We start from the raw sequence: 17,773 nt of genomic DNA on the forward strand, positions 1-17,773 counted from the left end.
CGGTAGTTCAGTTGGTTAGAATACCTGCCTGTCACGCAGGGGGTCGCGGGTTCGAGTCCCGTCCGTTCCGCCACTTATTAAGAGCCCTGAGCTAACGCTCAGGGCTTTTTCTTTTCCAGCGATTTAATTATTGCTGAATCCGCAAAAATCCTCTGCATTTTTCACTCTTTTTCGGCAAAGAACTGATGGTCATAATCCTCTCAGTTAACGAACATAGTGATTAAAAAGAGGAATTCTATGACTATCCCTGCATTCGGTTTAGGTACGTTTCGTCTGAAAGATGACGTGGTTATCGCTTCTGTCAAAACGGCGCTTGAGCTGGGCTACCGTGCTGTCGACACTGCGCAAATCTATGAAAATGAAGCGGCTGTTGGTCAGGCAATTGCCGAAAGTGGCGTACCGCGTAACGAGTTGTACATCACCACCAAGATCTGGATTGAAAATCTCAGCAAAGACAAACTGATCCCAAGTCTGAAAGAAAGTCTGAAGAAACTGCGTACGGATTATGTTGATTTGACGCTGATCCACTGGCCATCTCCGGGCGATGCGGTATCCGTTGAAGAGTTTATGCAGGCGCTGCTTGAAGCGAAAGAGCAGGGGCTGACTCGCGAAATTGGTATCTCAAACTTCACTATTCCGCTGATGGAAAAAGCCATTGCTACAGTCGGTGCAGACAATATCGCGACCAACCAGATTGAGCTGTCTCCGTATCTGCAGAGTCGTAAGGTGGTTGACTGGGCTAAAGCGCACGGTATCCACATCACCTCTTACATGACGCTGGCTTACGGTAAGGCGCTAAAAGATGAAGTGATTGCACGCATTGCCGCTAAACATAACGCGACCCCGGCGCAGGTTATTCTGGCATGGGCAATGGATGAAGGTTACTCCGTGATCCCTTCATCTACCAAGCGTGAAAACCTGGCAAGCAACCTGCTGGCGCTGGACCTGCATCTGGATACTGAAGATAAAAAAGCGATCGCGGCACTGGACTGCAACGATCGTCTGGTCAGCCCGGAAGGTCTGGCCCCTGATTGGGATTAATTGCCCGACCCTCTGTACCTTTAACCCTCTTTCACAGCTCCTTCGGGAGCTGTTCTTATATACTCACTTAAAAAGTCTATAAATGCCCGAATGCGTGTACTGACCGCACGATCGCTGTAGTAAACGGCGCTGAAAGGCATTTCTACCGGCAGACGTTTATCGGCCAGCAGCTCCACCAGTTCTCCCCGCGCGATCTCTTTATCAATCATATAATCTGAAAGACATGCGATACCATTGCCGCTCAGGCAAAGCTGTTTTAACGTTTCCCCGCTGTTGGAAGAAATCCCACATTCGACCTCATGGAGCTGTCCGTCGCTACGGGCAATCGGCCAGGTATTGAGTGAAACGGGTTCGGAAAACCCCAGACACAGATGCTGCTTTAACTGTTCGATAGTCTCGGGCTTGCCAAAACGGGCAATATAGTCCGGTGAGGCAATAATCTTACGATAGCTGGTAAACAACGGACGCGCACGCAGGCTTGAGTCAGTCAGCGTACCTGCTCGTATCGCGACATCCACTTTTCGTTCAATAAGATTGATGAACGTTTCTGAGGAGACAAGAGACAACGTCATCTCAGGATATCGCTCACGGAACGGTTTGATTAGCGGCATCAGGAAATGCAGCATCACCGGCGTTGCCGCGTCGATACGCAACAGGCCGCGCGGGGTATTGCGTGACTCCATGATTTCCGTTTCTGCTGCTGCCATCTCTTGCAGTATCTGCTGCACACGCCTGAAGTAGCGTTCTCCTTCTTCTGTCAGGCTTAGCTGTCGGGTCGTTCGATTAAGCAGACTCACACCCAATTTCATCTCCAGCTTTTTTACTGCCCGACTGACTGCGGAATTAGCCTGACCGAGTTGTTCTGCCGCCCGGCTGAAGCTGCCGCTTTCCACAACGGCCACAAAAATCGCAAGTTCTTCAGAGGTTGCTTTCATTTTTGCACCTGACGCAAAATTATATTGAGATTTTGAATGTTTTTGTTATTAAAACATCCCCGCATACTGCGTGTCATCTGATTACTGATGTTACGGAGTTATTTATGCCTCTCGCATTATTTGCACTAACAATAAGTGCCTTCGCTATTGGCACGACTGAGTTTGTGATTGTTGGCCTGGTGCCGACCATTGCTCAACAACTGGCAATCTCGTTACCTTCAGCCGGGATGCTGGTTTCAATCTATGCGCTGGGTGTGGCGATTGGCGCACCAGTGCTGACCGCTCTGACCGGAAGCCTGCCACGTAAAAAGTTGCTTGTCGCGCTGATGGTCCTGTTTACGGCGGGGAATTTACTGGCATGGCAGGCACCCGGGTATATGACACTTATTGTCGCCCGTCTGCTGACGGGGCTGGCTCACGGCGTATTCTTCTCGATTGGTTCCACTATCGCGACAAGTCTGGTGCCAAAAGAAAAAGCGGCTTCCGCTATCGCTATTATGTTCGGTGGCTTAACCGTTGCGTTGGTCACGGGCGTGCCGCTGGGTACGTTTATCGGCCAGCACTTTGGCTGGCGTGAGACTTTCCTGGCAGTATCAATGTTAGGCGTGATTGCGCTGATTAGTAGTCAACTGCTGATCCCGGCTAACATTCCTGGTCGAGCGGCCGCCAGCATTCGCGACCAGGTGAAAGTGCTGACTCATCCTCGTCTGTTGCTGATTTACGCCGTTACGGCATTGGGCTACGGTGGTGTGTTCACAGCTTTCACCTTCCTGGCACCGATGATGCAGGATCTGGCGGGCTTCTCCCCGGCAGCGGTAAGCTGGATCTTACTGGGTTACGGGGTATCAGTTGCTATCGGCAATATCTGGGGTGGTAAGCTGGCGGATAAGCATGGTGCGGTTCCTGCATTGAAATTCATTTTTGCCGCGCTGTTTGTTCTGCTGATGGTCTTCCAACTGACGGCTTCCACGCAGTACGCCGCGCTGGCTACCATTCTGGTGATGGGGATCTTTGCCTTCGGTAACGTACCAGGATTGCAGGTCTACGTGGTACAGAAAGCGGAACAATTTACGCCCAATGCTGTTGATGTGGCGTCAGGGCTGAACATTGCAGCGTTTAATATTGGTATTGCACTGGGTTCCGTGATTGGCGGACAAACGGTCGAGCATTATGGGTTGGCGCAGACACCGTGGATTGGGGCACTTATTGTTCTGGTGGCTTTCCTGCTGATGGGGCTGAGCGGCCGTCTTGATAAGTCCACACGCGTTGCTCTGGGGTAAATCATTGATGTAAGCGCCTACTTACAAAACAAACTGCAATTGTTCGTTGAAAGTGAGTGCTAAAATCCCTATAACAGAAGAACCAGTCCGGCTGCGGACTGGTTGACGTTACAGAGGTTTGAAAGTCTAAAGTGCGAAAAAACACCTATGCCATGCGTTATGTTGCCGGACAACCCGTCGAGCGGATTTTACCGCCGGGCTCGTTTGCGCATATTGGCCAGGCATTACCCGCAGGCGTACCGTTAAGCAGTGAAGATCGCATTCGCGTGCTGGTATGGAATATTTTTAAACAGCAGCGAGCTGAGTGGCAGTCGGTGCTGAAGAATTTTGGCAAAGACGCGCATCTGGTGTTATTGCAGGAAGCGCAAACCACACCAGAACTGGTGCAGTTTGCGACCACTAACTATCTCGCTGCCGACCAGGTTCCCGCCTTTGTGCTGCCTCAGCACCCCTCTGGCGTTATGACACTCTCCTCCGCCCATCCAGTTTACTGCTGCCCATTGCGCGAGCGTGAGCCTATTTTACGGCTGGCGAAATCGGCGTTGGTGACGGTGTACCCGTTGCCTGACACTCGGTTGTTAATGGTGGTGAATATCCACGCGGTTAACTTTAGCCTTGGCGTTGATGTCTATAGTAAGCAGTTACTTCCCATTGGCGATCAGATTGCTCATCACAGCGGTCCGGTGATTATGGCCGGCGATTTTAATGCCTGGAGCCGTCGACGGATGAATGCGCTGTACCGCTTTGCGCGTGAAATGTCGCTGCGCCAGGTGCGCTTTACCGATGATCAGCGCCGCCGCGCGTTTGGTCGTCCTCTCGATTTTGTGTTCTATCGCGGTCTGAACGTGAGTGAGGCCTCTGTGCTGGTCACCCGCGCCTCCGACCACAACCCGCTACTCGTTGAATTCAGTCCCGGCAAACCTGAACAATAACGGTGTGTCAGGTCTGCCGTAGGGCAGGCCTGTGATGGTTGCCCTTCATATTTCACAACAACCGAAGGACAACACAATGACAACACGCTCTCATCATGACAACGTCGAAAAACAGTTTGGCTCTCAGGCTAATGCCTACTTAACCAGTGCGGTGCACGCCTCTGGTCGTGACTTGCAACGTCTGGGGGAAAGGTTGCTGGCATTTCCGCAGGCCCGCGTGTTGGATATGGGATGCGGAGCGGGGCACGCCAGCTTTGTGGCCGCGCAATACGTAAAGCAGGTAGTGGCATATGATTTATCGTCGCAGATGCTTGACGTGGTCACTGAAGCGGCAAAGGACAGAGGTCTGGAGAATATCGCCACACGGCAGGGTTATGCTGAAAGCCTGCCGTTTGAAGATAACGTATTTGACGTGGTGATTAGCCGCTATTCCGCGCATCACTGGCATGATGTCGGGCGTGCGTTGCGAGAAGTGAACCGCGTTCTGAAGCCCGGCGGCGTGCTGATTGTGATGGATGTGATGTCGCCAGGCCATCCTGTACGTGACATCTGGTTGCAAACTGTGGAGGCGTTACGCGATACCTCGCACGTACGCAACTATTCCAGCGGAGAATGGCTGTCGTTAATCAATGACGCCAATCTGATTGCCGATACCTTGTTAACCGATCGTCTGCCGCTGGAGTTCAGTTCGTGGGTGGCGCGGATGCGCACGCCTGCAGCGTTGAGCGACGCGATCCGTGTATACCAACAAAGTGCCTCTGCGGAAGTGAAAGCCTATTTTGCGTTACAGGAAGATGGCTCGTTTACCAGCGACACGATAATGGTTGAAGCACATAAAGCGGGATAAATAAAAAAGGCACTGGGGGGAAACCAGTGCCTTCATTTCTACAATGCTATCAGGAGTCCGGCATACCGCTGTTTTTCACAAACAACGTTAGCTGATCGCCTGGCTGCAGATTGTTCGTATCGCTGTTCCAGCGCATCACATCCTTGATGTTAACCCCGTGGCGTTTGGCAATGCTCGAGAGCGAGTCGCCTTTACGCACACGATAGGTGATGCTATCGCTGTTGTTCGCCAGTCGCTGTGCGCTGGTACCAGCGCCCACCGTCAGATTTTGGCCTACTTTCAGCGATGACCCGCGCAGATTATTCCACTGCTTAAGGTCATTGGTGCTCACGCCAAGACGTGAAGCGACGCCAGAAAGCGTATCGCCAGAGCGAACTTTGTAGCTACGGCTGTTCAGCGGCGTGTTATCCGCAACCAACGTTGACTGCACGGCTGCAATTTCGCCTGAGGCCAGAGACTCACGCAGCTTCTCTGCATGCTTCTTTGGCACCATCACATATTGCGGACCGCTGGCACCCAACGTGGAGCCTTTCACGCCTGCATTGAAGGTTTTCAGCTTGCTGACGGAAATACCTGCCATATCGGCAACCTGAGCCATTTCAACCGGGCTACTCAGGCGAACACGTGCCAACGCGCGGCTTTCGTCTGTTGTTGGCAGACGCACGCCATAGCGTTTGCTGTTTTTGAGTATATCGCTCAATGCCAGCATTTTTGGCACATATAGCTTCGTTTCCTGAGGCAATGGCAACGACCAGAAGTCAGTGGGTTTACCACGGGCTTTGTTCGTTTTAATTGCCTTCATGACACGACCTTCACCGCTATTATAAGCAGCAACGGTCAGCAGCCAGTCGCCATCAAACATTTTGTTCAGACGCTGCATCATGTCCAGTGCGGCGGTGGTGGAAGCCACAACGTCGCGACGTGCATCATAATTGCGGGTCTGTTTTAAACCATAATTGCGCCCCGTGCTCGGAATGATCTGCCAAATACCTGCGGCATTGGCGCCAGACGTTGCGTGAGGATCAAAAGCGCTCTCCACTATGGGTAGTAGTACCAGTTCCATTGGCATGTTACGTTTCTTAACCTGCCCGGCTATCCAGTACATATACGGCTCTGCCCGTAAAGTTACATCGTGGAGATAGCTCTTATTGCGTAAATACTTCTGTTTCTGTTCGCGAATCCGGTTGTTTTCCGGAATTCCCATCTTTAGCTCGTCACCAATGAAAGCCCACAAATCTTGATCAGCAGCGATAGATGTTCCGTCGTCCATCCATCGCGCCTGACTTGTAAACTTTCCTGCTTCCCCTTGACCAGCTGCAGAAAGGCTCTGTGCGTGTTGTTGGACGTTACCAGTATTCTGGCACCCAACAAGCAGGACAGAGGCGAGTAATATCGCTTTTGCCTTCATGTGTGTGTCAATAGTTGCTTAAAAGACGACCGATCATAACGGCGAAGTTTTCAAAAGGCAACCCGCAATTGTCAGAACGTATCTTTCTTTGACCTTAACCAGGCAAAACGCTCTTCAGGTTGTTGCAATATTGTTTTTTTATTTATTTCATTAATTAAATCAATATCTTCCGTTCTTAAAAAAAGATTATTTCGTCGCTCATTTTTCAGAATTACGGGCAGTGTCATTTGTTTTTTTACGCGTAACTCATTAACTTTACGATAATATTCATTTATGAACGGATCGTGCGGAAGAATGCTTAAGGCAAACTTCATGTTTGCTAATGTGTACTCATGTGCGCAACAAATCAATGTATCGTCAGGAAGTGCGTTTAGTTTTTTAAGTGATTGATACATTTGAGATGCTGTGCCTTCAAAAAGCCGACCGCAGCCACCGGAGAAGAGCGTGTCGCCGCAAAACAGGTAAGGGTGGCTAAAGTAACAGATATGTCCTAAAGTGTGACCCGGCGTAGCAATTACCGTAAATTCATGCCCCAAAACGAGTGCAATATCGCCATCTTCGACTATATGCGTCGTTCCCTTATCTTGCGTTTCAGCCGGTCCGTATACCGCTATTTGTGGGAAATGTTGCAGAAGTTCTTTCACGCCGCCCACGTGATCCTGATGATGATGTGTCAGCAGAATGGCCTCGGGAACCCAGTTATGTTCTGCAATAGCTTTCAGAACAGGTGCTGCTTCACCCGGGTCCACAATCAGACAATGTTTGTCATTATTCGACAGGACCCAGATGTAATTGTCCTGAAATGCAGGAATACTGTTAAGATTCATAGATTACCTCTCAATGCGTAACGGAAGGTTGTGATGAAACCGGCAAGGATCCCTCAAACTGTCGTAGCGCCCGTTAGTTGGGATGATTTGCCCTGGGGCGAACACTATCGTCAGGCGCTGGAGCATCAGCTTAACCCGTGGTTCGCAAAAATGTACGGATTTCATCTGCTTAAGATTGGTAATTTAAGCGCAGAAATCAATTCTGAAGCGTGCGCGGTTTCTCATCAGGTAAATGTTTCTTTGCATGGCGCTCCCATGCAGGTGACTGCCGATCCTTTACATCTGCCCTTTGCCGATAAGTCCGTGGATGTTTGTTTGTTGGCTCATACGCTGCCGTGGTGTTCCGATCCACATCGCTTACTGCATGAAGCCGATCGCGTGCTTATTGATGACGGTTGGTTGATTCTGAGCGGCTTTAACCCGGTAAGTCTGATGGGATTGCGTAAACTGGTGCCCGTATTGCGTAAAACATCGCCCTACAACAGCCGGATGTTTACCCTCATGCGGCAGTTGGACTGGCTCTCATTGTTGAATTTTGAAGTACTGCACTATAGCCGTTTTCATGTCCTGCCCTGGAACAAGAAGGGCGGGAAAATGTTAAGCGCCCATATCCCTGCGCTGGGCTGTTTGCAACTGGTGGTTGCGCGTAAGCGAACCATTCCGCTTACGCTCAACCCGATGAAACAAAATAAAAGCAAAACGCCTATCCGCCAGGCCGTTGGCGCAACCCGGCAATACCGTAAACCGGACGCTTAAGCCTCCGCCTGATACCCAATATCATCCTGAGTGGGACGCATTGCTGCGGCGCGCGCAAGCTCATCACAGCGTTCGTTTTCCGGATGGCCCGCATGGCCTTTAACCCATTCCCATTTGATTTGATGCGGCCCCAGCGCGGTATCCAGACGTTTCCACAGATCGACGTTCTTCACTGGTTTTTTATCTGCTGTTTTCCAGCCGCGCTTCTTCCAGTTGTGGATCCACTGCGTAATGCCCTGGCGCACATACTGGCTGTCCGTGCTGAGTATCACTTCACACTGTTCTTTCAGGGCTTCCAGCGCAACGATTGCCGCCATCAGCTCCATGCGATTATTGGTGGTGAGGTTGTAGCCTTCGCTAAAGGTTTTTTCGCGCCCGCGATAGCGTAAAATCGCCCCATAACCACCTGGCCCTGGATTTCCCAGGCAAGAACCATCGGTGAAAATCTCTACCTGTTTAAGCATCTCTGGTAGACTTCCTGTTTTAGCAAATCGAAATCAAACGATAAGTCTGACATAAATGACCGTTATGAGCACTGGAATTACACGACAGATCGTCCTCGATACCGAAACCACCGGTATGAACCAGATTGGCGCCCACTACGAAGGCCACAAGATCATTGAGATCGGTGCGGTTGAAGTGGTGAACCGCCGCCTGACCGGGAATAACTTCCACGTTTACCTGAAACCGGATCGGCTGGTGGACCCGGAAGCGTTTGGTGTACACGGAATCGCAGACGAATTCCTGCTTGATAAACCTACGTTTGCCGATGTGGCCGATGAGTTTCTCGACTACATCCGCGGTGCGGAGCTGGTCATCCATAACGCATCGTTTGATATCGGCTTTATGGATTACGAATTTGCTAAGCTCAGGCGGGATATTCCAAAGACAAACGAATTCTGCAAAATTACCGATAGCCTGGCGCTGGCGAGGAAAATGTTTCCTGGCAAGCGCAACAGCCTTGATGCGTTATGCTCACGCTATGAAATAGACAACAGTAAGCGAACCCTGCACGGCGCATTGCTCGATGCCCAGATTCTGGCCGACGTTTATCTGATGATGACCGGTGGGCAGACCACGATGGCGTTCTCAATGGAAGGTGACAGCCAGCAGCAGAATGACACGGGGATCCAGCGTATTGTGCGACAGTCCAGCAAACTACGCGTTGTTTTCGCCACTGATGAAGAGTTAGCGGCCCATGAGTCGCGCCTTGACCTGGTGCAGAAGAAAGGCGGAAGTTGCCTCTGGCGGGCATAGTTTGTACGTTTTCCGTATGGAAATGACCATTCGGGTGATTTTTGCAGCAAACGATTAAAAAACGTGAGAAAAAGCGTTGACGAGGCGTGAGGCAATCCGTAATATTCGCTTCGTTCCCAAGCGGAACACAACGCGGAGTGGTAGTTCAGTTGGTTAGAATACCTGCCTGTCACGCAGGGGGTCGCGGGTTCGAGTCCCGTCCATTCCGCCACTATTCAGAAAGCCTGAATCAGAAATGATTCAGGCTTTCGTCGTTTTAGCCCGCCAACAATAATAATCTCATCATCACACTTTATCGACCACGTCCGTGCTATCGGGCAGGCAACACATCAGGTCATCCTTAACCCGACGCATATCCAGGGGCAGATCAACCTGCGAAGTGATTCATCACGCAGGCGAAGCGGGGGGAAAAGTTATCGCCGATAAGCACCGTTTCTTCATTCAAGTGCTTTAGCATATACAGCTTGTCGGCACGTTCGTAAGCGTCGAAGAAGAGATAATCGACAGCATCCGTTGCTTCATCATCGGGAGATTTTTCACGTCCGTTGGGAGTGAGCATGAAAACACCGGCGGTATGGCCGAGTGGTCGGGCATAGCGAAAGAACAGTTTTCGGTTCACAGCAAACTCGCCATCATCACTTTTGAGTTTCCCTTGTACTGACAATGAAAGGTGTCCGGAGTTGTAGCTGGTAATCAGCATTATTCCATGGAGTACCTTTTTTGTATCCTGGATGTCGAGTATCGACGTGAATTCCGAGGAGCAGGAAAAACTGATTTCTTGTTTTTTCGCATTCCCGGCGATAATAAAAAAAGCGATAGCCGCCAGCCCAAAAATGGCAATCACGACTGACCATAGTAAAGGAGAGTGATCGCTTTCTTGCTTCATATCATTCCTCATGATGGCGATACTGGCTGATGCAATGGTAATAGCCGAGGTTCAGCCCGCATTCAGCGGCAAACGACCACTCAACCAGATTATGGTTGCTCGCCCAGGTATTGAGATACAGATCTTTTGGGTACGAACAGTCGGGGTTAATGCCCACGGACTTGAAAATATCCAGCGCTTTCTTTTCGGTTATGGTGTCGGTGAGGGCGTTTCCTAATATATGTACACGGCATTGTTCATAGTCGATAGTCCGCAGGATAGTCGCGTCCGTCATGGCGATTTCATTGGGTATCCATGTTAACCACGCTGTCGCCAGCACGGCGATACCAGTAATTAACGCGGTTATCGCCACAGGCCAACGGCTTTGTTTCTTTTTGTTGAGCGTCGATGCAACATTGGCAATTCTGGCGGGAGCTTGCGCTTCTTCCAGTTGCTGAATATTGATATTAGCGTCGCCCATCCGAAATCCCATCCGCGGAATTGTGACGATGAGCTCTGCAGGATGACCCGTAGACGTTATTGCTTTGCGCAAAAATGAAATGTGCTGATTGAGATTCGCATCCGTCGCTCTGGCGCCATTATGCTGAAAAACATTCAGCAGAATTTCATCACGCGAGGATATCTCTTTACCATTTTGCAACAAATAGAGCAGTAATTGTGTTGCCACATTATTCAATGTGGCCATTTCACCAGATGCCAGGTCTTTTAGGGTATTTTTATGTGGTCTGAAAACTAAGCCATCACCAATAATTACGGATTTAATTTTGTTTATTGGTATATGAGAAATCACTGATGTCTCCTTTAAAGCAGGATATCTCGCATTCGAGTGGGTGAAGCAATAGCATAACATAATTCATTTATAAAAAATGGTTGTACCATAGATCGCTTTATTAATATTTATATAACAATATTTTAATATCTCTTATAGAATCCTCTTTTCTCCTTCCTCTCTTTCACTATCTTATTGTCATTACTCGCTTTTGATATCCAATTTCATTTTTACAAAAATTTCATAAATACATTTTGCCTGTTGTTCTGGCTAAATAAAAAAATAGTTGATAGATAAAAACTCTATAAAAATGCTGAATGATAGATATTAACACTGGCTACGTCGTGATTTTTGGCGGTTTTTTAGGTAAACGATCGCTATGCAGACAGTGTGACAACATGATTCCCTGAGTTTGATTAATACCGGATTTTTGCATTGTGTCATTTTCCCGTCGACTTAATATAAGCCCCGAAACAGCGTAAACAACTGTGGACGGTATTTCGGATGGAATACCAATGAAGTTCAAAATACGGGGCGGCTTGAGATGGATTGTTTGCAAGGATATGCGCTACCGCCACCTGCAGATCAGGATTCCCGGACATAAATTATCTGCGGAAATAGATCTTCGGAATAACTAAAAAACAGATATAAGGTTAAGTAGTAATATGAAAATGAAAAACGTGGCTGTGGCCTGTGCGCTGATGGCGGGAATGACTTTTACTGCCTCTTCTGCTTTTGCTGCAAAAAATGTCGAACCGACTAACGGTAAAATTCACTTCACCGGTTCTCTGGTTAATTCCGCATGTGGTCTGGCACCAGAATCCAGCCCGGTACAGGTTAATTTTGGTGAGATCCCAACTTCTCAGTTAAAAGACAACCAACGTGCTGGCGTTAAGCATGCCAAAATCGTTCTGCAGGGCTGTGATACGACCGTCGCGAAAACAGCCACTGTGACTTATACCCCGGCAACGATTGATACAGACAACAACGCGCTGGCTGCGTTCACCTCTGGTACTGCAAAGGGTGCGGGCATCGGTATGATTGACAGTGGCAACCAGGACGTGGAATGGGGCCAAGCCGCCTCTCAGGTCAACATTACCGATGGTGAAACCGACATTGATTTCGTCGCTTACCTGCAGGCAAACAACGCATCTGCCGCGGTAACCCCAGGTGATTTCGAATCTACCGTTAATTTCCAGATCGACTACCAGTAACGATCTGCAGCAGGCGCATTAACGCGCCTGCTTAACCCTTCCTGCGAATAACTGAAAGGAAATGCGGTGATGCCTGGATGGCGAATTTTACTGCTTTTTATCTTCATATCGCCTGCATGGGTTTTGGCTGACACCAATCGTCTTGTCAGTACGCCCGGCAAAATGCGCATGCGCGGAAATATTATTGAGGCTGCCTGTTATGTCGATCCACGCGACCGGTCGCTACTGGTTGAATTTGATGATCTCTCAGCCAGATATATTTCCGGAAAACCAGAGAAAGTATCAGCGCATGATTTCAGCATTCATTTGTTGGGATGTTCATTAGGGGATTCTCAACACCCCGGGAATCTGTTTCAACGCGCCAATATTACCTTTTCTGGCGCACCGGATAGTGACAATCCTGATTATCTAAGCGTGCAATCGGAAACTGAAAATTTAGCGATAGAAATATATGACAGCAACGGACAGCAAATTCATCTGGGTGAGCCATCACCGGACTATGTGCTTAATCCAGGGAAAAACACGCTCAATTTTACGGCTTATTTGATCTCCCGCGACGGAAGAATGACATCTGGCGAATTTACTGCGGTCACGCATTTTGTTGTGAATTATCTCTGAGCTGCACTGCAATTCGGGTATCTGAAGGTTTGCTAACGAAAATGATCACGCTGAAAACAGATAAAAAACGTCTGGCGCTTTTTATTGCTCTGGTCTGTGCCTCTTCATGGGCTGAAGCGGATGAGGCCATTGAATTTAATACCGACGTACTGGATGCCAGCGACAGGCACAATGTCGATTTGCAGCGTTTTTCCGAAGGCAACTTTGTGACTCCCGGAGAATATCTGCTGGATGTTCGTATTAACAGCCAGGAGATTCCACAGCAGTCGATCCGTTATATCGTCGATCCTGCCAACCCGCATAAATCCATGGCATGTCTGACCCCGCAACAACTCGAATTACTGGCGCTCAAAGAAGAAGCGCTGGCCTATATTCATCCGATTAGCGCGACCTGCTATGACATTTCCCGCCTGCCGGGTGTGGCGTTGAATAATAGCGCAGGCGTACTGGACATTATCGTGCCACAGGCGTGGATGAAATATACCGATCCAGACTGGACGCCACCGGAGCGCTGGGATAACGGTGTCGCGGGGCTGATTTTTGACTACAGCGTCTCGGGCCAGGCCACACATTATGAACAGGGCGGCGATCGTTATCGCTCTCTGTCTGGCTATGGGCAGACAGGTTTTAACCTCGGCGCGTGGCGATTTCGTGGCCAGTATCAGGCCAATTACGCTTCGGATGATAATCGCGGCCGTATCGACTGGGATCAGATCTATGCCTATCGACCGTTGCCGATGCAGGCTGCAAAACTGACGGTCGGCGAAATCTACCTGAATTCCCAGGTTTTTGATTCGGTACGTTTCACCGGGGCTAACCTCGCCAGCGACGAGCGTATGTTGCCACCGAATTTGCAGGGCTACGCGCCTGAAGTGCACGGCATCGCCCGCAGCAATGCGAAGGTTACCGTCAGTCAGCAGGGCCGTGTTATCTATCAAACCACCGTTCCTGCAGGGCCATTTAATATTCAGGATCTGCACGGTTCGGTACGCGGTACGCTGGATGTTCGCGTCGAGGAGCAGGATGGCAGCGTACACACTTTTCAGGTCAATACAGCCGATATTCCTTACCTGACGCGACCAGGCTATGTGCGCTACAACGCCGCGGTCGGGAAGCCATCGCGTTATAACCACGACGTTCAGGGGCCTGCGTTTTATAGCGGTGATTTTTCATGGGGGGTCAGCAATGCATGGTCGCTGTACGGCGGTGCGCTGCTGACAGGCGATCGCTATAACGCCTGGTCGATGGGGATTGGGCGGGACTTGAGCTGGCTGGGGGCGCTGTCGGCTGATGCGACGCAATCCATGAGTCGGGTAAAGCATCAGGCTGAACAAAAAGGCATGTCTTTTAAGCTCAGCTACGCCAAAACTTTTGATGAGTACAACAGCGCCATCACCTTTGCCGGTTACCGCTTCTCACAGCGTAACTTCCGCACTTTCTCGCAGTTTCTCGACGAGCAGTATGAAAATAACAACAGTGCCGGCAACGAAAAAGAGATGTACACCATCACCGGCAACAAAACCTTCTTTGCTGACGACCCACTATTAGCGACCACGCTGTACCTGACCTATACCCACCAGAACTATTGGGATCGCGGTTCCCAGGATCGTTACGGATTATCGATGGGGCACAGCTTTTCATTTGCTGGCATCCAGGGGATCAGCGCCAACGTTGCGGCTTACCGCTCTGAGTATCAGGGCAAACGAGACGACAGTCTTTCGCTTTCAATCTCGGTGCCATGGAGCGATGGCCGCTCTATGGATTACGAATTGCAGAACAGCGGCAACCAGACCAGCCAGATGGTTTCGTATTCCGATAACCGCGACCGTAACAATCCGTGGCGTTTGCGCACAGGGGTTTCCGGTGAAGGGCGTACGGCGTTTGATGGCTATTACAAGCACCGCAGCATGATGGCGGAACTGGAATCTAACGTCAGCTGGCAGCAATCACGTTATTTCTCCGTTGGCGGCACGATGCGCGGCGGTTTTACCGCGACGCGTCACGGTGCGGCGCTGCACAACAGCCAGGCGTCGATGAATACCGCCAGGGGGATGGTTGATACCGACGGGGTGGCGAACGTGCCGCTGAACGGCGAACAGGCGCACTCAAACCGCTTCGGTATTGCCGTCGTACCGGACGTCGTTAGCTATCACAGCTTTGATACCCGTATCGATGTGGACGCAATGGACGAGGACATTTCCGCGACTAAAGCCATTGTGACCAACACCCTGACGGAAGGTGCGATTGGCTACCAGCATTTTGCCGTGGCGCAGGGGCAAAAAATGATGGCGCTGCTGCGCCTGAAGGATGGTTCGGTACCGCCGTTTGGCGCCGAAGTGTTTAACGCTAACGGCGTTAGCGTCGCCATGGTAATGGAAAACGGTATGGCCTGGATTGCGGGTGTGAATCCGGCTGAGCGTCTTTCCGTTGCCTGGGCTGGCCGTGCGCAGTGCCACTTACAGGTGCCACAACAAATCAACCCGGAAGGTAACGTGCTGTTGCCTTGTGAATAATTTCAATAACCTGAATGAATTTTGTCATGAATAATCAAGCTTTTTACTCCGTGCAGCGTTGGCTTAAACCCGTGGCCTGTGGCCTGCTTTTGATTGCAGAGATCAACACCTCATGGGCGGGTATTGCGCTCGACCGTACCCGCATGATCATCACTGGTGATGCGCGCTCAGTCAGTGCGAACTTAACCAATACCAGTCCGAGCATTCCGTTTCTGGCTCAGTCGTGGGTGGAAGATGCCAACGGAACAAAAATTACCTCGCCGCTGATGGTCTTACCGCCGCTGCAACGAATTAACGGCGGGCAAAAGGGAATTGCCCGCGTGACGAAAACCAGCGGGATCAACGCCCTGCCGCAGGATCGCGAGAGCTTGTTCTACCTGAACGTACGTGAAATTCCGCCTAAACCGGATAAGCCGAACGTGCTGCAACTGGCGATGCAGTCGCGCATCAAATTGTTCTACCGTCCGGCCGCCATTGTGCCGGAAACGCCGGGCGCAGTGTGGCAAAACCAACTGGTCTTTCACAAGCAGGGCCAGCGCTGGAGTGTGGATAACCCAACGCCTTACTTCGTCACCTTAATCGGCTTAAGCCGCAAGCCAGAAGCGCAGGGAGGCGGCAGATTGACCGACTTCCCCGGCGTTATGGTCTCACCAAAATCCTCTCTCGATTTCAGCGTCACGGACGGCAGCGTCAGCCAGTTCAGCATGATGTACGTGAACGATTTTGGCGGTCATCCCGAACTGAAATTCAGCTGCACAGGCAATGTATGTAAAGCATTGCCGATGGAGCAACAGCCCCGGTAACAGGAATCGTAAATGAAAAAGATGCTTTGCGCCCTGCTGATGGCGGGCATGGCCTGGCAGGTTCAGGCCACCAGCGGCCGCCAGGATATGAGCAACGTGTCCGGTGAGTATGGCAACGTCCGCTTTCACGGCCGGGTCTACGTGTCGCCGTGCGTGCTGGATATGGCCTCACGCGATCAGACCATCAATCTTGGTGATATTTCCGCCAGTCGGTTTCGCCAGGGCGGCGATCGCAGCGAACCGGTGTTGGTCACGCTGTACCTGAACGGCTGCTTAAAGGGCTCTGGTCATACCCTGAGGGATTTCCCCGGGCAGACCAGCGAAATGCCTGAGCTGGCGCACAGCACGGTGGAACGCGGCGTTTCGATGACGCTGATGGCCGAAGGCGCGCCGGAAAACAGTGACCTGGGGCGTATTCGTGGTGATGTGCGCGGCGCGGGCATTCGGCTACTGACCGAGCGTAATCAGCTGATCCATCTGAACCAACCGCAACGTATGTGGATCCTCAAACCAGGCGATAACGCCATTCACTTTCTGGCCACGCTGGAATCTTTTGGGCCAGAGGTGACTGCCGGAGAATTTAACGGCCTGGTGAGACTTAAGCTGGAGTATCTATGAGCGTATTACGCAAAGCGCTGTTGTGGGTTGCCCTGGCTGGCTGTCCACTGGCCGGGCAGGCATTTACACAGGGGGAAGGTGAGCCGGAGGGCGGGTCGCCGCATCAGTACGATATCGAATTGAGCTCGCTGGATGTCAGTAAAAACCACGTGGGGGGCAGAACGGATCCGTTTACCTGGAACCTGGGCAGTTGGTATGTGGTGAATTTCTATTGCGAGCAGGCTGACATCTCCCGGTCGCCGATTTACTACACCACCACGACTACGATGCCGCCTTCAAATCAGGGGGCGAACCGTTTTCGGCTAAATGAGTATCTGGATGTGGAAGTGCAGGTGTGGGTTGCCGGGGGCTATAAACAGTATGTTCAGGCGCCTTTTACCAACGTTTCAAACCGCAACAGCAATAACACTTGCAAAAAGCGCAAGGGCTACACGCGCGCCACTAACGTTGAAAGTGGTTCAAAAGGGAAAGTGACGTTTATTGTCACTAAACCCATTATCAACGGCATCAATATCACTTCCCAATCGCTGGTGGAGGTTGCCGGGCGCATGGGGAGCGCGGGACCTACGCCCACTACGGCGATTTCCCGTGTGGTGATTAAATCCGGGCTGATTACCGTACCGGACAAATGCACCTTCAACCGGGGAGACAAAATCAGCATTGAGTTTGGCGATCTGCCAGGATCCGCTGCCCGGCTCAATGGCACTAACTACAGCAAGTCGATCCCCATTCATGTTGTTTGTGAAGGCGGCAGCTTCGATCAGGGCGCGCTGAACATTAATCTTGGCGTACAAACTACCACGGCGTCAGGCACGGCGGGGTTCAACGATCATCTCCTCGGCACGCTGAGCGGCGGACAAAAGCGCGACGATCTCGGCATTATGCTTAAAGACGAGAGCGGTGGCACCGTCGTGCCCAATCAATTCTATAACGTGAAAGGTTTTTACCAGAATCAGGGCGACTGGAATCTCACCGCTGCACCGGTGGCAAAGCCGGGCGTGGGAAGCGTTAAGGAAGGTGAGTTTGAAGCCTCTGCCACCGTTGTTGCGCAGTTTCAGTAGGGGGATGC

General features: G+C 50.9%; 18 protein-coding genes and 1 tRNA gene. 13 read left to right on the top strand and 6 right to left on the bottom strand.

Going from position 1 to position 17,773, the window contains the following annotated elements; genetic code table 11:
* Nucleotides 1-237 precede the first annotated feature (237 nt).
* Nucleotides 238-1,041 carry a 2,5-didehydrogluconate reductase DkgB gene (gene dkgB / locus OGV75_RS09575; protein WP_019076057.1) on the top strand — a complete coding sequence of 268 codons (804 nt, stop codon included), beginning with the start codon at nucleotides 238-240 and terminating at the stop codon, nucleotides 1,039-1,041.
* Between the two features lie 20 nt (nucleotides 1,042-1,061).
* Here dkgB and yafC read toward each other — a convergent pair whose 3' ends face one another.
* Nucleotides 1,062-1,976, bottom strand: coding sequence for a DNA-binding transcriptional regulator YafC (gene yafC / locus OGV75_RS09580; RefSeq protein ID WP_200013919.1), 915 nt, complete (start codon nucleotides 1,974-1,976; stop codon nucleotides 1,062-1,064).
* 104 nt (nucleotides 1,977-2,080) lie between these two features.
* Between yafC and OGV75_RS09585 the strand changes: the two genes are divergently transcribed.
* The 3 genes from OGV75_RS09585 (at nucleotide 2,081) to OGV75_RS09595 (ending at nucleotide 5,035) form a co-directional block, all read left to right on the top strand.
* Nucleotides 2,081-3,256, top strand: coding sequence for an MFS transporter (locus OGV75_RS09585; protein WP_131380669.1), 1,176 nt, complete (start codon nucleotides 2,081-2,083; stop codon nucleotides 3,254-3,256).
* 131 nt (nucleotides 3,257-3,387) lie between these two features.
* Nucleotides 3,388-4,188 (top strand): endonuclease/exonuclease/phosphatase family protein, encoded by an 801-nt coding sequence (locus tag OGV75_RS09590; RefSeq protein WP_053389570.1) that lies wholly within the window; start codon nucleotides 3,388-3,390, stop codon nucleotides 4,186-4,188.
* 76 nt (nucleotides 4,189-4,264) lie between these two features.
* Entirely contained in the window at nucleotides 4,265-5,035 is a 771-nt protein-coding gene (locus OGV75_RS09595; protein ID WP_049271174.1) for a class I SAM-dependent methyltransferase, read from the top strand.
* 49 nt (nucleotides 5,036-5,084) lie between these two features.
* Here the strand turns inward: OGV75_RS09595 and mltD are convergent, their stop codons facing one another.
* Nucleotides 5,085-6,443 carry a murein transglycosylase D gene (mltD, locus tag OGV75_RS09600; protein WP_029139416.1) on the bottom strand — a complete coding sequence of 453 codons (1,359 nt, stop codon included), beginning with the start codon at nucleotides 6,441-6,443 and terminating at the stop codon, nucleotides 5,085-5,087.
* Nucleotides 6,444-6,514: 71 nt separating this feature from the next.
* On the bottom strand, nucleotides 6,515-7,270 hold the full coding sequence (gloB, locus tag OGV75_RS09605) for a hydroxyacylglutathione hydrolase (RefSeq protein ID WP_075846672.1): 756 nt from the start codon (nucleotides 7,268-7,270) through the stop codon (nucleotides 6,515-6,517).
* 33 nt (nucleotides 7,271-7,303) lie between these two features.
* Here gloB and OGV75_RS09610 point away from each other — a divergent pair, with 33 nt between their 5' ends.
* Nucleotides 7,304-8,026, top strand: a complete 723-nt coding sequence (locus OGV75_RS09610) for a class I SAM-dependent methyltransferase (protein WP_218733391.1) — start codon at nucleotides 7,304-7,306, stop codon at nucleotides 8,024-8,026.
* Here OGV75_RS09610 and rnhA read toward each other — a convergent pair.
* Nucleotides 8,023-8,490 carry a ribonuclease HI gene (rnhA, locus tag OGV75_RS09615; RefSeq protein WP_016151805.1) on the bottom strand — a complete coding sequence of 156 codons (468 nt, stop codon included), beginning with the start codon at nucleotides 8,488-8,490 and terminating at the stop codon, nucleotides 8,023-8,025. The two genes, OGV75_RS09610 and rnhA, sit on opposite strands and share 4 nt — an antisense overlap.
* A 64-nt stretch (nucleotides 8,491-8,554) precedes the next feature.
* Between rnhA and dnaQ the strand changes: the two genes are divergently transcribed.
* Entirely contained in the window at nucleotides 8,555-9,283 is a 729-nt protein-coding gene (gene dnaQ / locus OGV75_RS09620) for a DNA polymerase III subunit epsilon (RefSeq protein WP_029139417.1), read from the top strand.
* Nucleotides 9,284-9,417: 134 nt separating this feature from the next.
* Nucleotides 9,418-9,494 (top strand) — tRNA-Asp (locus OGV75_RS09625).
* Between the two features lie 156 nt (nucleotides 9,495-9,650).
* On the opposite strand, the gene OGV75_RS09630 is transcribed toward OGV75_RS09625, so the two are convergent.
* Both OGV75_RS09630 and OGV75_RS09635 read right to left on the bottom strand, forming a co-directional pair.
* Nucleotides 9,651-10,169, bottom strand: a complete 519-nt coding sequence (locus tag OGV75_RS09630) for a FidL-like protein (RefSeq protein WP_016155747.1) — start codon at nucleotides 10,167-10,169, stop codon at nucleotides 9,651-9,653.
* Nucleotide 10,170: 1 nt separating this feature from the next.
* A complete protein-coding gene (locus OGV75_RS09635) occupies nucleotides 10,171-10,854 on the bottom strand; it encodes a winged helix-turn-helix domain-containing protein (protein ID WP_223307926.1) in 684 nt (227 codons plus the stop codon).
* Nucleotides 10,855-11,603: 749 nt separating this feature from the next.
* On the opposite strand from OGV75_RS09635, the gene OGV75_RS09640 reads away from it, so the two are divergent.
* The 6 genes from OGV75_RS09640 (at nucleotide 11,604) to OGV75_RS09665 (ending at nucleotide 17,765) form a co-directional block, all read left to right on the top strand.
* The gene (locus tag OGV75_RS09640) at nucleotides 11,604-12,152 is read left to right on the top strand and encodes a fimbrial protein (RefSeq protein WP_016155749.1); all 549 of its coding nucleotides are present in this window, start codon (nucleotides 11,604-11,606) and stop codon (nucleotides 12,150-12,152) included.
* 69 nt (nucleotides 12,153-12,221) lie between these two features.
* A complete protein-coding gene (locus OGV75_RS09645) occupies nucleotides 12,222-12,770 on the top strand; it encodes a fimbrial protein (RefSeq protein WP_286481012.1) in 549 nt (182 codons plus the stop codon).
* A 41-nt stretch (nucleotides 12,771-12,811) separates the two neighbouring features.
* Complete coding sequence (locus tag OGV75_RS09650) at nucleotides 12,812-15,283, top strand: fimbria/pilus outer membrane usher protein (protein WP_286480601.1); 2,472 nt, start codon at nucleotides 12,812-12,814, stop codon at nucleotides 15,281-15,283.
* Between the two features lie 26 nt (nucleotides 15,284-15,309).
* Nucleotides 15,310-16,086: a fimbrial biogenesis chaperone gene (locus OGV75_RS09655; protein ID WP_046275745.1), complete on the top strand. Its 777-nt coding sequence runs from the start codon at nucleotides 15,310-15,312 to the stop codon at nucleotides 16,084-16,086.
* A 12-nt stretch (nucleotides 16,087-16,098) separates the two neighbouring features.
* Nucleotides 16,099-16,704: a fimbrial protein gene (locus OGV75_RS09660; protein ID WP_019076065.1), complete on the top strand. Its 606-nt coding sequence runs from the start codon at nucleotides 16,099-16,101 to the stop codon at nucleotides 16,702-16,704.
* Nucleotides 16,701-17,765: a fimbrial protein gene (locus OGV75_RS09665; RefSeq protein ID WP_016155754.1), complete on the top strand. Its 1,065-nt coding sequence runs from the start codon at nucleotides 16,701-16,703 to the stop codon at nucleotides 17,763-17,765. The genes OGV75_RS09660 and OGV75_RS09665 overlap by 4 nt, the downstream gene beginning before the upstream one ends.
* Nucleotides 17,766-17,773 lie beyond the last annotated feature (8 nt).

The organism is Citrobacter sp. Cb028 (assembly GCF_030336705.1).
GTDB classification, from domain to species: domain Bacteria; phylum Pseudomonadota; class Gammaproteobacteria; order Enterobacterales; family Enterobacteriaceae; genus Citrobacter; species Citrobacter braakii.

Excerpts from the sequence above, each read along its gene's own strand:
- gloB (WP_075846672.1), bottom strand. The coding sequence starts at position 7,270 with ATGAATCTTAACAGTATTCCTGCATTTCAGGACAATTACATCTGGGTC.
- OGV75_RS09610 (WP_218733391.1), top strand. The coding sequence starts at position 7,304 with ATGAAACCGGCAAGGATCCCTCAAACTGTCGTAGCGCCCGTTAGTTGG.
- dkgB (WP_019076057.1), top strand. The coding sequence starts at position 238 with ATGACTATCCCTGCATTCGGTTTAGGTACGTTTCGTCTGAAAGATGAC.
- OGV75_RS09640 (WP_016155749.1), top strand. The coding sequence starts at position 11,604 with ATGAAAATGAAAAACGTGGCTGTGGCCTGTGCGCTGATGGCGGGAATG.
- OGV75_RS09650 (WP_286480601.1), top strand. The coding sequence starts at position 12,812 with ATGATCACGCTGAAAACAGATAAAAAACGTCTGGCGCTTTTTATTGCT.
- rnhA (WP_016151805.1), bottom strand. The coding sequence starts at position 8,490 with ATGCTTAAACAGGTAGAGATTTTCACCGATGGTTCTTGCCTGGGAAAT.
- OGV75_RS09595 (WP_049271174.1), top strand. The coding sequence starts at position 4,265 with ATGACAACACGCTCTCATCATGACAACGTCGAAAAACAGTTTGGCTCT.
- yafC (WP_200013919.1), bottom strand. The coding sequence starts at position 1,976 with ATGAAAGCAACCTCTGAAGAACTTGCGATTTTTGTGGCCGTTGTGGAA.
- OGV75_RS09645 (WP_286481012.1), top strand. The coding sequence starts at position 12,222 with ATGCCTGGATGGCGAATTTTACTGCTTTTTATCTTCATATCGCCTGCA.
- OGV75_RS09660 (WP_019076065.1), top strand. The coding sequence starts at position 16,099 with ATGAAAAAGATGCTTTGCGCCCTGCTGATGGCGGGCATGGCCTGGCAG.
- OGV75_RS09630 (WP_016155747.1), bottom strand. The coding sequence starts at position 10,169 with ATGAAGCAAGAAAGCGATCACTCTCCTTTACTATGGTCAGTCGTGATT.
- OGV75_RS09665 (WP_016155754.1), top strand. The coding sequence starts at position 16,701 with ATGAGCGTATTACGCAAAGCGCTGTTGTGGGTTGCCCTGGCTGGCTGT.
- OGV75_RS09655 (WP_046275745.1), top strand. The coding sequence starts at position 15,310 with ATGAATAATCAAGCTTTTTACTCCGTGCAGCGTTGGCTTAAACCCGTG.
- dnaQ (WP_029139417.1), top strand. The coding sequence starts at position 8,555 with ATGAGCACTGGAATTACACGACAGATCGTCCTCGATACCGAAACCACC.
- mltD (WP_029139416.1), bottom strand. The coding sequence starts at position 6,443 with ATGAAGGCAAAAGCGATATTACTCGCCTCTGTCCTGCTTGTTGGGTGC.
- OGV75_RS09585 (WP_131380669.1), top strand. The coding sequence starts at position 2,081 with ATGCCTCTCGCATTATTTGCACTAACAATAAGTGCCTTCGCTATTGGC.
- OGV75_RS09635 (WP_223307926.1), bottom strand. The coding sequence starts at position 10,854 with ATGGCCACATTGAATAATGTGGCAACACAATTACTGCTCTATTTGTTG.